Genomic DNA, 13,518 nt, shown 5'->3' with positions numbered 1-13,518 from the left:
CTGCCGTGGGTTCTGTGCACACCGGTGGCGACCACCGTGGCGACGCTGGTCCAGCGCGGGCTGTCGCGACTGACACTGAACCGCTGACCCGCGCTGACGGCATCCGGCGGCGCGTCCCGAAGCAGAGCATCCGGTCGCGACTCCCGTCAGACGCGATCCGCCTCCAGCGCCCGTTCGACGCCCTGGGCGAGGCGCTGCGAATTGCGTGATGTCGCGGCATCGGCGTGTCCTTCGGCCACCACTTGATCGCGCCCGGCGGATTTGGCGGCATAGAGTCGCCGATCGGCCAGTTCGATCAGGTCGCGCAGATGCAGCCCCTCCTCGGAGGTGGCGATTCCCATCGACAGCGTCACCGGCAATGCGGTGCCGTCGAGCCGGCAGGGGTGACGCGCCAATCGATCGCGAATGCGCATGGCGGCTTCGATGCCCTGGCTTTTGCCGGCATCGGGCAACAATATCAGGAACTCCTCTCCGCCGACCCGGCCGACGCTGTCGTCACTGCGCAGCGTCCCCCGCAGCAGGCCGGCCAGGTGGCGAAGTACGGCATCGCCGGCCGAGTGCCCGTGGTTGTCGTTGATCTCCTTGAAGCGGTCGGCATCCACCAGCGCCACGGCAAATTCGCGGTTGGTCTTCCAGTAGTTGGAGGCCCGCTCGAAGATCGCGCGTCGATTGAGTACCCGCGTCAGCGAGTCATGCATGGCATCGCGTCGGTAGCGATGCTCATGGTGGTCGGTGATCGCCAGCATGCGCAGGATCACGATGCACAGCATGATGAAGACCAGCCCCAGGCCCAGTTCGGCAAGAAACGTATCGACGCCGGAGGTACGCAGGGGGGTGCCGGGCAACGGGGGCAGATGGAGGACACCGAGAGAGAACGCGACGAGACAGCCGGTCGCGATGACCTTGGTGCGACGCCTGAGGTCGGCAAGCATCATTTCGACTTCGGCAAACAGCAGGAAGTAGACCAGACTGGCCTGATTGGCGGTGATGACGACACCGACGATGACGAACATCAGGAAAGTGCTCAGCTTGACCGCCAGCGCGGTCGCCACGAACAGCCGGCGATGCAGAAACAGCGCCACCACGTAGCCTGCAAGACAGACCAGATTGAGCCAGCCGAGGATCGGACGGCCAACGAGAAACAGCATGGGAGCGAGCATCAACTGCACGCAGAGCGCCAGCAGATAGATTTCGGCCATGATCTCGAAGCTGCGCCGACGCTCCGCCGGGAGGGAGTCGGGTGCCTTGGTGCATTTTCGCCAAAGAGAGAAGAACTGGCTCCGCATTTGCGACTCGTTATTGTGCTTGGGTAGGACCCTTTGACGAGGACTCTGCTCGGGCCGGCGCCAGTGGAAACATCGATCCGACTGACAAGACTCCCTCTCACCAGAGACTCGATTCAAGTATCACCGTTTTCGGTGATCGGGGACATTGTCAGAATCGCCATGGCTTGTGTAGTCCCACGCTTACAAAACGATACCAATATCCTCGCGCCACGAATCTCGCGCAAGTCTGTTAGCCTATGCGCGCCGATAAGGCACTGGAACCTTGGACAATACGGAACCCCTTATGCGCTTCCTGCAAAACGATGATCTGGGCAAGCTTCTGCTGCGTCTGTGCGTCGGCGTCCTGATACTGCTGCACGGCGTCAGCAAGCTGATGGATCCGACCAGTCTGAATGGCATCGCCCACCAGCTATCGGGGATGGGGCTGCCCTCCTTCATCGTCTACGGGGTCCTGGTGGGCGAGATCGTCGCGCCGCTGATGGCGATCGTCGGCTGGCAAGCGCGCATTGGCGGGCTACTGATGGCAGTCAACATGATCGTGGCGCTGATCCTGGTTCACACCTCGCAGCTGTGGACGCTCAACAGCCAGGGGGGATGGACGCTGGAACTGCAGGGCATGTTCCTGTTCGGCGCCCTGGCGATCATGTTCCTGGGAAGCGGACGCATGGCGGCCCGCCCGGACTAGGCAGCGGTTCAGGCCCCCAGCGCCGACAGGCGCCGGTCCAGCAGCTCGGGGAAGCGCTTGAACCAGCGCTGGTTGAGTGGCGAGGGGTGTGGAAGCGGCGCGAGGGTGAAGCGTCTGGACTCGCCGGTCGATAGCGTCAGCTCCGTGACGCAGGTCGCGGTGAAGCGATCCTCCCGGGACCAGAAGGCCTCCAGCCCATCGCGAATCTCGCGCGACTGGCCGATCCCGAACCAGTGGAAGGCTTCCCGTCCGAGCGTGATGACATGCTCGCCGGACCACTGCTGCGTCAGCAGTGCCGCTATCAGCGGCTGGAACCGCCGCTTCACCGCCATCGGCCAGGCCTTGTTGCCCAGCGGCTTGTAGGGGACGGTGTTGATCCAGTAAAGATCCTCCCCCACCTCCAGCGAAGCGTCGAAATCCGGCATCGGCCGTCCATGCCGGTGCCGGTAGAGCGCCTCACGGACCTTCTGCCCACCGGCACCGACGAACGGCAGCCCCATCTCGACCTCTCGCTTGCCGGGGTCGCGCCCGAAGACGGCCAGCCTCGCCTGCCTGGGCCCCAGGCCGACGATTGGCGCCAGAGGATCGCGGTCGTACTGGCGATAAACCTCCCGATCCAGCCGCTCGAGCTCGGCTGCCTCGCGGCGCATGGCGTGTTCGATATCGGCGGGTATCGATCGTGTTGCCTGGCTCATGATGGCTCCTGAAGCGTCCGGCCGCTGCGACGGGGAGCCGTGGCTGCCGGGGATCGCCGCGATATCAGTTCCATGGCGCGTTGAGTACCAGTACCCCCGCGTTGAGATAGGCGGCGAAGCTCACCCATACCAGGTAGGGCACCAACAAGCCGGCGGCGAAGCGTGAATGGCGGGAGAACGTCACGATCGTCCACACGATCAACCCCCACAGCAGCAGCAGGTCCAGCAGCCCGATCAGCATCCAGTGCGCGGCGAAGAACAGCCACGACCACAGGCCGTTGGCGACGAGCTGGAGGACGAATGGCGCCACGGCAGAACGACGTGCACCGGGCGGTGCCGCCAACGTCACTTTCGTCGCCGCGACCGCCATCATCAGGTAGAGCAGCGTCCAGGCCGCCGGAAACAGCCAGTCCGGTGGCGTCAGGGGCGGCTTGGCGAGCGCAGCGTACCACTCGCCGGGCGGCGCCAGGATGCCGCTGCTGGCAGCGATCGCCACCAGCAGCAGCCAGCCGAGGAAGATGCGTGTCGAGCGATTCACGGCGTCACCAGCTGCCGCTGTTTTCCATCGAAGCCCAGGGCTCCTTCGGGGCTTGCGCCTCGCCTTTCTGGAGCAGTTCGATCGAAATGCCGTCGGGGGAGCGAACGAACGCCATGTGCCCGTCTCGTGGCGGCCGGTTGATGGTCACGCCACCCGCCTGCAGCTTCTCGCAGAGTGCGTAGATATCATCGACCCGATAGGCCAGATGGCCGAAATTGCGACCGCCGGTGTAGGTTTCCGGATCCCAGTTGTAGGTCAGTTCGACCATCGGCGATTGCTCGGTCTTGGCGCGCGGCGTGTCGTTGGGCGTGGCCAGGAAGACCAGCGTAAAACGCCCCTTCTCGCTCTCCTTGCGTGATACTTCCTGCAGGCCCAGCAAGTCGCAGTAGAAATGCAGTGACGCGTCGAGATCGGCGACGCGAACCATCGTATGCAGGTATTCCATGAATTTGTTCCTGATTCGTCAGTGTGTTGGACCATCCAATGGTAGACCACCAGCGCCGATCGGTGAATGACGCCCCCTCGCCACGTTCGAGTCGACGTGGCAGCCAACCTCGCACAAACTGCGACGTTCGGCAGCCCCTTCACTCACGAACGCCCCGACAAGGAGATCGTATGGACTCCGTTACCCAAGCCTGCCTGGGCGCCGCCATCGGCGGTGTGGTCATGCCTCGACTCGGCCGGCGCGCGCTGTTGATCGGGGCCGCCCTCGGGACCCTGCCGGATCTCGACGTGTTGATCGATTACGGAGACGCCGTTGCCGACTACACCCGCCATCGCGGCTTCAGCCACTCGCTGATCGTGCTGACCGGTGTCGCGACGCTTTGCGCCGGGCTCGCCGCGCGATGGTCACGCACGCGCGATCTCGCCTCATTCTGGCACTGGTGGTGGCTGTTCACCCTCTGCCTGGCGACCCACCCGTTACTCGATGCCTTCACGACCTATGGCACCCAGTTGCTGTGGCCGATCCCGCTGCGGCCGGTCAGCTGGCATACGCTGTTCATCATCGACCCGCTCTACACGCTGCCCCTGCTGACCGGGGTGATCGTCTTCGCCATACGCCCCGCTGCCCGTCGGCTCCTGGCCGCGCTACTGGGAGTCTCGTGTCTTTACATCGGTTTCAGCCTGGGTGCCCAGGCGTTCGTCGAGCAACGGCTCGCGCCCTTCCTGGCCCAGCGGGGCATGAGCGACGACCCCATCCTGGTTCAACCGGCCCCCCTCACCACCCTGCTGTGGCGCGTCACCGTCATTCATGACGGTGCGGCCTACGAAGGCTGGGTCAGCCTGCTGGACGGCGACAGCCCGCCGACGCTGGCACCCTGGCCACTGGGCGACGAATGGCAAGAGGCCGCACAGCGGACACGGGATGGCCGGCGCCTGGCCTGGTTCAGCGGCCCGTTCCTGCGTTACGACATCCGCCGGGAGGCGGGAAGGGAGAGACTGCTGGCCACCGATATTCGCCTGGGCGTGCCGGGAACCCACCCCTTCACCTTCTCGATTGCCGAACGCGGTGATGACGGCAAGTGGCGGCCCATGGCCAGCGAGCGCTCGAGTTCGGGCCGGCCGGAGCGGGCCGTCATGCAACGTCTGCTGGCGCGAATCACCTCGCCGCGGGTGGAGCCGATCACCGCCCCCGAGTGAAACGAGAACCGCCCGCTATCGTCCATCGATGGCGGGCGGTTCTGGTCGACGCTGGAGCGCGATCCGACGATCAGAAATGCGAGTCGACGTAGTGGCCGATCGCCTGCCTGGCTTCGGTCAGCGACTGCTGCTTGCGCTCGTCGCCCATGTTCAGGCCCTCGGCGTAGATGGCGTCGACGTCCTTGATGCCGATCAGGGCCAGCATGTGCCTGAGGTGGGGCGTCTGCGAGTCCATCTCGGTGCCGGCGTACATGCCACCGCGAGCCGCCAGAATCAGCCCCGACTTGCCCTCCAGCAGGCCTACCGGGCCATTGGCAGTGTACTGGAAGGTCCTGCCGGCGCGCAGGATGCGGTCGAACCATGACTTGAGCTGGCTCGGAATGCCCAGGTTGTAGAGCGGCACCGCCAGCACCAGGAGATCGCAGGCATCGATCTCGGACAGCAACTCGACGTCACGCCCCTGCAAGGCAGCCTTGAACGATTCCGCCAGCGCCCGGGACTGGCCACCCTCGCCGAAGATGGAACTGGTGATGAGAAGAACACGTCGTGTCATGAAGCCGTCTCCAATGCTGAAGTCATACCCAACCAAGATGCCGTCGATGACCGGCAAGCGTTGCTGGGATTATTCATTGCACTCCATGAAATGAAAATCGCTAAAAATAGCATTGAGCGTTCGATAATTTCGTTCGTTACCGCCGCATGACCCTGGTCGCTCAGCGGCTGGCCTCGACACCCTGCCCGCACCCCTGGAACTCACGCTCCCCGTAACGTAGTGTCACCCTGACCGGCCATGGCTGGCCGCTCATGTCATCGAAACAGGCGCCGGCGCGCAGATCGAGCTCCATGGGATACCGGCCGCTGTCGCTGACCAGGATCATGCGCGCATCGCCGCCGTTCTTCACCGAGGCGACACGATAATCGAACGTATCGGTGGCCTGGCCGTAATCGGATACCAGCGTCAGCGAATGGCTGTTGCGGTCGAGGGAGACGTTCCAGCCGGGCTCGTTGCCGCTGGCGTAGAAGATGGTGTCCGGATGCGCTTTGCGGGTCGTCGTCTGGCGCTCGCTGGCCAGCGTGCAGACCAGCCGGCCGTTGTCGCTCTCGACACGGGCATCGCGCCCCTGACGCCAGAACGAGACCCCGCCGAGTTCGTAGCGGGAGCCGGAGCCCACCACGGCGCTCGGCAGTTCCGTCTCGCCCAGGGCGGTCCACAATCGCAGTCGGCTGTCGTCGGGCGTGGTGGTGACCAGATCCTGGGACGGCGTGCAGCGCCAGGCGGTGAACGTCTCGCCGCCATCGGCGAAGAAGGCACTCGGCATCAGCGGCGACTTGAGCGCAGCCAGGCCCGCCGAGGGCGCGGTGGGCTTCATCTCCTGGTGCTGCCCGCCGCCGGCACACGCCGTCAGCAGAAGCGAAGCGGCCGGCAACGCCAGCCAGCGGAGCGATGAGCGATAACGACCGAGGAAGGCGCGGCGGTCTTTGCCAGCCTGGAGCGCGTTGGACATGAGCAAGGTTCCCGAGAGGTGTCTGGACACGAAGAGAGTGTTTACCAAAGGGCTGCACTCGACAATGCGGCGTTGAAATTGACCTCACCGAACTTCAGTTCAGAACGTCCGCTGGACGGCCCGAAGGGCGAGCGGTGCGAGTCAAATACTCATCTACGCCCTGTAAATTCCGCTTTCTCGTCCAATTTCGCCTTGCCTTGTCTTCATTCGCCTGTTTTGTAAACACCCTCGGATAGCCGTCATAAAAAAAGCGCCGCGAGATCGTCTCGCGGCGCAACGTCCAGCCTAACATGCCAGGCGTGCCGGCGGGCCAGACCATGAACCCGTTCATCCCTCGACACTCGCCTCAGGCGTAGCGCTGCCTCAGCTCCCGGGCCGCCTCGACCATGTTGGCCAGCGCCGGTTCCACCTCGGCCCAACCGCGCGTCTTGAGGCCGCAGTCCGGATTGACCCAGAGTCGCTCGGGCGGAATCTTCTCCGCTGCCTTGGCCATCAGATCGACCATCCAGGCGCGCTCGGGGATGTTCGGCGAGTGAATGTCGTAGACCCCGGGTCCGATCTCGTTGGGGTAGTCGAAGTGCTGGAACGCATCCAGCAACTCCATGTCGGAGCGCGAGGTCTCGATGGTGATGACATCGGCATCCATGGCCGCGATGGCGCCAATGATGTCGTTGAACTCGGCGTAGCACATGTGGGTGTGGATCTGGGTCTCGTCGGCGGCCACGGCAGCGCTCAACTGGAAGCACTCCACCGCCCAGTCGAGATACGCCTGCCACTCGGCCTGGCGCAGCGGCAGCCCCTCCCGCAGTGCCGGCTCGTCGATCTGGATGATCGCGATACCCGCCCCCTCGAGATCGGCGACCTCGTCGCGCAGCGCCAGCGCGATCTGACGGCAGGTCTTGGCGCGCGGCTGATCGTCGCGCACGAACGACCACTGCAGAATGGTGACCGGACCGGTCAACATGCCCTTCATCGGCTTGTCGGTGAGCGACTGGGCATATTCGCTCCAGCTCACCGTCATCGCCTCCGGCCGCTCCACGTCGCCGAAGATCACCGGCGGCTTGACGCAGCGTGAGCCGTAGCTCTGCACCCAGCCGTTCTGGGTAAAGGCAAAGCCGTCGAGCTGCTCGCCGAAGTACTCGACCATGTCGTTACGCTCGGCCTCGCCGTGCACCGGCACATCGAGCCCCAACTGCGCCTGGTGCTCGACGACCAGCGCGATCTCCTCTCGCATGCGGGCTTCGTAGTCGGCCACGTCGAGGATGCCCTTCTTGAAGTCACGGCGTGCCGCACGGATCTCCTGCGTCTGCGGGAAGGAGCCGATCGTCGTCGTCGGGAACAGCGGCAGGGCGAGGCGCTCTCGCTGGGCGGTGGCACGTATCGGGTAGACGTTGGCACGGCGCGTGTCCGCGGCGCCCACCCTGGCCAGACGCTTGGCGACCCGGGACTTGTGGATACGCCGCGACTCCCGGCGCGCCGACAGGGCCCGGCTGGCGTCCTCGACGCGCTGGTGATCCGTTTCCGTTTCGGTACCGTCGAGCACGTGGGCAAGCGTCACCACCTCGCCGAGCTTCTGCCGCGCGAACGCCAGCCAGCTCTTCAGTTCGGGATCGAGCCTGGTTTCGTTGTCCAGATCGACGGGGACATGGAGCAGCGAGCAGCTTGGCGCCAGCCACAGGCGGTCGCCCAGGCGTGCCTTGGCATCCTCGAGCTCGCCGGCAAGTCGGGCCAGATCGGCACGCCAGATGTTGCGGCCGTCGATGGCGCCCACGGAGAGCACCTTGTAGGGCGGTAGCCGGTCGAGCACCGCGTTCAGTTGCTGCGGCGCCCGCACCACATCCACGTGCAGCCCCTCGACCGGTAGTGAAACGGCCAACCCCAGATTGTCGCCGAGACCACCGAAGTAGGTTGCCACCAGCAGCTTGACCGGGGTCGACTGCAGCTTGTGGTAAGCCGACTCGAAAGCGCCCTGCCACTCGCCCGGCAAGTCCTGAACCAGCGCCGGCTCGTCGAGTTGCACCCATTCGACCCCCGCGCTTGCCAGGCGACCCAGGATCTCGTCGTAGGTGGCGACGAGATCGTCGAGCAGCGAGAGACGCTCGAGCCCGTCGCTCTTGGCCTTGGATAACCACAGCCAGGTGACGGGCCCCGTCAGCGCCACCTTGACGGGATGCCCTTCGGCCCTGGCTTCGGCGACCTCCTCGAACAGCCGCTCGCTGGCGATACGGAACGTCTGCCCCCGGTATAGCTCCGGCACGAGGTAGTGGTAGTTGGTATCGAAATACTTGGTCATCTCGCACGCCGCCGCCGGCTCGCCACTGGGCGCGCGTCCACGCGCCATCCGGAAACTGGTGTCGAGATCGACCTCACCGTCGATGCCACCGAAGCGTGGCGGAACGGCGCCGATCAGCAGGGAAGCGTTGAGCACCTGATCGTAGAAGGCAAAGTCGCCCACCGTCACGAAGTCCAGACCCGCGTCGATCTGGTCCTGCCAGTGCGCCCTGCGCAGGCGCGCCCCCTCCCGTTCGAGTCCATCGCGATCGAGTTCACCTTTCCAGTAGGCTTCGACGGCTTTCTTCAGTTCTCGATGAGCACCGATTCTCGGGTAGCCCAGGGTATGCACCAGGGTGGTCATGTGTAGGGTCTCTCGGAGTTAGCGGTTAGAATGAGGGAGATCATGGCTTGGCGGGCAGTGTCCCCGGCAGCGCACCCTGAATCAAACGCGTTTATCTAATCCTCAACGTGAGCAAAATTCATAGCATGCTCGAACTCCGCCACCTCCGCACGCTGATCGCCCTGCGCGATACCGGTTCCCTGGTCGAAGCGGCGGAGCGCGTCCACCTGACCCAATCGGCGCTTTCCCACCAGATCAAGGATCTGGAGTCGCGTCTCGGCATGCCGCTGTTCACGCGCAAGACGCGCCCGGTGTCGTTCACGCGGGCCGGGGAGCGCCTGCTGACACTGGCCGAACAGGTACTGCCTCAGTTGCGACTGGCGGAGCGGGACCTGGCCCGGCTGGCGGGTCATGAACAGGGACGCCTGCACATGGCGATCGAGTGCCATAGCTGCTTCCAGTGGCTGATGCCGACCGTCGATCACTTCCGCAATCACTGGCCGGAAGTCGAGGTCGACATCCCCAGCGGCCAGAATTTCGACCTGCTGCCCGGGCTGACCCGCGAAGCCCTCGACCTGGTGATCACCGACAATCCGGAGCCGCTGCCGGGGGTGCACTATGCTCCGCTGTTTCGCTACGAGGGCCTGCTGGCCGTGGCCAAACAGCACTCCCTGGCGACCCGAAGCTGGGTCGAGCCTGCGGATCTGGCCGAGGAAACGCTCATCGTCTATCCGGTGGACCATTCCCGGCTGGATGTCTTCACCCAGTTTCTCGACCCGGTCGGCGCACGGCCCAGGGAGATTCGCAGCGCGGAGCTCACGGTGATGATGATGCAGCTGGTGGCCAGCGGGCGGGGGGTGTGCGCCCTGCCCAACTGGGCGCTGACAGAGTATCTGGAGCGCGATTACGTCAAGGCGCTGCCACTGGGCAAGGACGGCGTGTGGAGCACGCTATACGCGGCGGTCCGGGAGGACAATCTGTCGCTACCGTGGATGGAGGACTTCATTCGCACCGCAAGAGATACGTCGTTTGCGGTACTCAGCGGCATCAAGCCGGCGGGTTCGACGGAACCCGCCTGAACGAAGCAGCGCGACACGGGATGGGAAGGCGTGTCGTCGTACTCAGGTCGAATCCTCGTCGAAGTTCAGCGGGTGAATCGCCTCTCTCCCATGGAGCGGCAGCAGCAGGCTGAACCGGGCGCCCCCCAGGCTGGCGCTGCGGTCCACCACGACGTTCCCCCCGTGCCAGGCCATGATCTTCTGCACGATGGAGAGCCCCAGTCCGTACCCGCCGGAGCGCCGCGTTCGGCTGTCGTCCAGTCGGGCGAATGGCTTGAAGATGGCGATACGCTTCTCTTCCGGCACGCCAGGACCATCGTCCTCGACATCGATCCGGACGGCTCTCGGCTCGCGGTGGACCGTCACCATGACCCGACTCTCGGCATGACGGCAGGCATTGGCGACCAGGTTCTGCACCGCGCGCTGCAGATAGCGCGGTTCCGCTTCCACCTCTAGCTCCTCGCCATCGGCGACGCCGAGCTCGAGATGCGGATGCAGCGGGCTCAGCGTGTCCAGCACTCGCCAGGCGACCGCACGGCACTCCATGCTCTCCGTCTTGAGCGTGACGCCCTGTGCGTTCTCGCTGTCGAGCTTGGCGTAGGTGAGGATTTCGTCGATCAATCGATCGAGTTCGGAAATGTCCTCGTCGATCCCCGCCAGCTGGCGCTGGGCGCTCTCATCCTTGCTGAGATCCTCGAGCATCTGGACCGCGAAGCGAATGCGCGCCACCGGCGTACGCAACTCGTGGGAGACGGCGCGAATCATCTCCTGCTGGCTGCGCAGCAGCGACTGCACCTGCGCGGCCATGCCGTTGAGCGCCATGCCCAGACGGCCGACGAAATCGTTGCTGTCGACCCGTACCCGCGAGTTGAGATGCCCGGCGGCAATCCGCGTCGCGGCACGCTCCAGCCTGCCCACGCGCCCTTCGACGCCCCATACGATGAGATAGATGGCCCCGGCCAGGGTCGAGAGCACCATGATCAGCAGCGCCAGCGCCAGCGACAGCGGCATCGATTCGAAACTGGGCAGTGGACCGATTCGCAACCACCGATCCGGCCCGACCCTGGCGTGAATATAGAGCGCGCTGAGCCCAGTCTCGAGACGCACCACGACCTCGCCGGCGTCGAGTCGCGTCGCCTGGATGGGGTCGACATCCGTCGGTGGCTCGGTATAGAGACCGAGCGGCACGTGGAACTGCCGTTTGACCCGCTCGAAGCGTCGAGCCTGGATCTCCTCCGTCTCGCCGCTCAGCCAACTCCGCAACACCTCGGTGATGCCGCGAAGCTGCATCTCGTTGAGACTGTTGATGCGTGCCGCCAGTACCCACTTGGAGTGCGGCAACTGATAGAGCGAGCGCCAGCCTTTGTCGGTCGACTCGATGACGGGGCGGTTCTCGCGCAGGCGAGCCCGCTCGAAGTAGTTGAGCGAGAGGTCCTCGAGCTTGAACAGCCCCAACGGCATGCCCAGCGTCGATGCCATCGATGCCAGCCAGTCGTCCCGCTGCGACAGCGGTTGGCGGGAGACGAGGTCGGAAAGCAGCGCCAGTGGGCCGCTGACGAGATTTTCCCGATAGTGCTCCTGGCGCACCTTGTCGACCATCAGGAAGCCGAACAGAACCAGCGCGAAGGTGATGACCAGTGCCGCCAGCAACGACACGTAGAACCGAAAGAAAGTGCTGTCGGTAAAGGAACGACGCATGTTGAATCTCGCGCGGCAATCGGCTTCGTGGATGGCCAGAAAGGCTAGTGTCGCCCGCCCCTCGGGGGAGACGGGAGCTTTCTGCAGGAGGCGATCGATGCCCGCCGCACGGCACCCGGGGCCCCGCGCTCAGCAGGCGCCCCGACGGTCGGCCTCTCGCCCCCGCGGGGCGTGGCAAGCCGAGGCGCGACAGTGCCGATCGCGATAGCCCGGGAACCGGCCGGGATCACGGCGCGGGGAAACTCGAGCGGAGACCGCTGCCGGTCCGCTTCAGCTATCTCTCACGAACAGATACCCTTTGCTCCGCACGGTCTTGATGCGGTGGGGGTGATTGGGGTCGTCACCGATCTTGGGACGAATACGCGAGACCCGCACGTCGATGGAGCGATCCTGTCCATCGTATTTGATGCCGCGCAGCTGGGAAAAAATCTCTTCGCGAGTCAGCACGCGGCCGGCATTGTCGGCCAGCAGCCAGAGCAGATCGAACTCGGCGCTGGTGAGATCGACCCGCTCCTCCTCCAGCCAGGCTTCGCGAGTGGCGCTGTCGATGACCAGATTGTCGAAGGTCAGGCGCGTCGCCCCACTGGAAGAGACCAGGCTGTCGGCGCGGCGCATCAACGCCCTCATGCGCGCCAGCAGGACCCTGGGCTGAACCGGCTTGGGGACGTAGTCGTCGGCCCCCATCTCCAGGCCCAGGACCTGATCCATGTCGTCGGTGCGTGCCGTCAGCATCAGGATGGGGCCGGCATAGTGCGGACGCGCCCGCCGGCAGATGGACAGGCCATCCTCGCCGGGCAACATCAGATCGAGGATCACCATGTCCGGCTGCTCCTCGACGATGCGCTCCACGCCATGCGCGCCATCGTGCTCCAGCCCGACCTGGAACCCGTTCGCCTCCAGATACTCACGCGTCAGATGTGCCAGACGCTCGTCGTCTTCGATGATCAATACGCGATCTTGATGTGCAGTGCTGTCCAAGCTGTCATCCATCCCTTTGAGTTGGCCTCGAAACCCTGCATACCACGGTCTTCATTTATTATTCGGCAATCGACGGCGTCCAATGACTCGTTAAGTCTAACGAATATCACGCACCGTAACTGCGTTGGTGTTCTGCGATACGATAACTGACGCTACGCTTAAATAAAGCAGATGGCGAATCAAACAGCATCATACCCGAATTGTTCCCTTTGTAACCAAGTATCGTGAACCGGCGAATCCATTAATTAGAATTCATGTGGAAATTCACGATCTAGCGGCTCAGGTCCACGTCGCGTGTCTGCCCTTTCCCGAGTTCGACCTGCCTGATGATGATCGGGCTGCGCGAATCGCCGCCGGGGAGCAGCACGCTGCCAGCGACATAAAAGACGCCGGAGGGGATGCCACGCACGACGAAATAGCCGTTGTCGTCGGTCTTGGCGTAGTGCGTGTACTCTCGGGCCCGCGGGTCCGCCGGTTCGATCTTGCGACCCGAGAGTGCCACGTCGGCAGCTTCGGCCGCATAGCGGGTCGCAGGCGCTACCGACACCGTCTCGCCGGCGCCGATCAACGTCCGACCATCGGACGTCTCATAGGTCAAACGCCCCTGCACGGCGGAAGTCCCGCTCTTCTCCAGCTTCGCGTACTCGTCGGCCGGAAAGGGAATCTGGCGCTTCACCACGGCCTCGTCGCTGCCGGAACCACCGAAGATGTCGGGCATCTGGAACGATCCCGTCGACAGGCTCGTCAACACGCGTCGGAATGGCGCCGACGTGCACCATGAAGCTTTGAGCTGCGTGGTACGCCTCGGCGAGGCTCAAAC

The 13,518-nt window shown here is 64.5% G+C and carries 13 protein-coding genes; 3 read left to right on the top strand and 10 right to left on the bottom strand.

Annotated elements, in window-relative coordinates; genetic code table 11:
• Nucleotides 1–146 precede the first annotated feature (146 nt).
• Nucleotides 147–1,286: a GGDEF domain-containing protein gene (locus AC3AYF_RS10975; protein WP_487779733.1), complete on the bottom strand. Its 1,140-nt coding sequence runs from the start codon at nt 1,284–1,286 to the stop codon at nt 147–149.
• A gap of 283 nt (nt 1,287–1,569) precedes the next feature.
• On the opposite strand from AC3AYF_RS10975, the gene AC3AYF_RS10970 reads away from it, so the two are divergent.
• Nucleotides 1,570–1,971, top strand: a complete 402-nt coding sequence (locus AC3AYF_RS10970) for a DoxX family protein (protein WP_295039303.1) — start codon at nt 1,570–1,572, stop codon at nt 1,969–1,971.
• An 8-nt stretch (nt 1,972–1,979) separates the two neighbouring features.
• Here the strand turns inward: AC3AYF_RS10970 and AC3AYF_RS10965 are convergent, their stop codons facing one another.
• The 3 genes from AC3AYF_RS10965 to AC3AYF_RS10955 all read right to left on the bottom strand — a co-directional run bounded on the left by AC3AYF_RS10965 (nt 1,980) and on the right by AC3AYF_RS10955 (nt 3,649).
• Nucleotides 1,980–2,666, bottom strand: a complete 687-nt coding sequence (locus tag AC3AYF_RS10965; protein ID WP_149433582.1) for a uracil-DNA glycosylase family protein — start codon at nt 2,664–2,666, stop codon at nt 1,980–1,982.
• A 64-nt stretch (nt 2,667–2,730) separates the two neighbouring features.
• On the bottom strand, nt 2,731–3,204 hold the full coding sequence (locus AC3AYF_RS10960; RefSeq protein ID WP_295039300.1) for a TspO/MBR family protein: 474 nt from the start codon (nt 3,202–3,204) through the stop codon (nt 2,731–2,733).
• 4 nt (nt 3,205–3,208) lie between these two features.
• Nucleotides 3,209–3,649: a VOC family protein gene (locus tag AC3AYF_RS10955; protein ID WP_295039298.1), complete on the bottom strand. Its 441-nt coding sequence runs from the start codon at nt 3,647–3,649 to the stop codon at nt 3,209–3,211.
• Nucleotides 3,650–3,819: 170 nt separating this feature from the next.
• On the opposite strand from AC3AYF_RS10955, the gene AC3AYF_RS10950 reads away from it, so the two are divergent.
• Nucleotides 3,820–4,845, top strand: coding sequence for a metal-dependent hydrolase (locus AC3AYF_RS10950; protein ID WP_295039296.1), 1,026 nt, complete (start codon nt 3,820–3,822; stop codon nt 4,843–4,845).
• 70 nt (nt 4,846–4,915) lie between these two features.
• Here AC3AYF_RS10950 and AC3AYF_RS10945 read toward each other — a convergent pair whose 3' ends face one another.
• The 3 genes from AC3AYF_RS10945 to metE all read right to left on the bottom strand — a co-directional run bounded on the left by AC3AYF_RS10945 (nt 4,916) and on the right by metE (nt 8,985).
• Entirely contained in the window at nt 4,916–5,398 is a 483-nt protein-coding gene (locus tag AC3AYF_RS10945; RefSeq protein ID WP_487779732.1) for an FMN-dependent NADH-azoreductase, read from the bottom strand.
• Between the two features lie 160 nt (nt 5,399–5,558).
• Nucleotides 5,559–6,350 carry a COG3650 family protein gene (locus AC3AYF_RS10940; protein ID WP_295039293.1) on the bottom strand — a complete coding sequence of 264 codons (792 nt, stop codon included), beginning with the start codon at nt 6,348–6,350 and terminating at the stop codon, nt 5,559–5,561.
• 346 nt (nt 6,351–6,696) lie between these two features.
• Nucleotides 6,697–8,985: a 5-methyltetrahydropteroyltriglutamate--homocysteine S-methyltransferase gene (metE, locus tag AC3AYF_RS10935; RefSeq protein WP_487779731.1), complete on the bottom strand. Its 2,289-nt coding sequence runs from the start codon at nt 8,983–8,985 to the stop codon at nt 6,697–6,699.
• Between the two features lie 125 nt (nt 8,986–9,110).
• On the opposite strand from metE, the gene AC3AYF_RS10930 reads away from it, so the two are divergent.
• Nucleotides 9,111–10,043 carry a LysR family transcriptional regulator gene (locus AC3AYF_RS10930; protein ID WP_295039289.1) on the top strand — a complete coding sequence of 311 codons (933 nt, stop codon included), beginning with the start codon at nt 9,111–9,113 and terminating at the stop codon, nt 10,041–10,043.
• Between the two features lie 42 nt (nt 10,044–10,085).
• Here AC3AYF_RS10930 and AC3AYF_RS10925 read toward each other — a convergent pair whose 3' ends face one another.
• The 3 genes from AC3AYF_RS10925 to AC3AYF_RS10915 all read right to left on the bottom strand — a co-directional run bounded on the left by AC3AYF_RS10925 (nt 10,086) and on the right by AC3AYF_RS10915 (nt 13,416).
• Nucleotides 10,086–11,720: an ATP-binding protein gene (locus AC3AYF_RS10925; RefSeq protein WP_295039287.1), complete on the bottom strand. Its 1,635-nt coding sequence runs from the start codon at nt 11,718–11,720 to the stop codon at nt 10,086–10,088.
• Between the two features lie 270 nt (nt 11,721–11,990).
• The gene (locus AC3AYF_RS10920) at nt 11,991–12,710 is read right to left on the bottom strand and encodes a winged helix-turn-helix domain-containing protein (protein WP_110598559.1); all 720 of its coding nucleotides are present in this window, start codon (nt 12,708–12,710) and stop codon (nt 11,991–11,993) included.
• Nucleotides 12,711–12,969: 259 nt separating this feature from the next.
• Nucleotides 12,970–13,416 (bottom strand): peptidase associated/transthyretin-like domain-containing protein, encoded by a 447-nt coding sequence (locus AC3AYF_RS10915; protein WP_487779730.1) that lies wholly within the window; start codon nt 13,414–13,416, stop codon nt 12,970–12,972.
• Nucleotides 13,417–13,518: the final 102 nt, after the last annotated feature.

This window comes from Salinicola sp., from assembly GCF_982684285.1.
The sequence above is the reverse complement of the archived record's forward strand: the minus strand, read 5'-3'. Positions and strand labels throughout refer to the sequence as shown.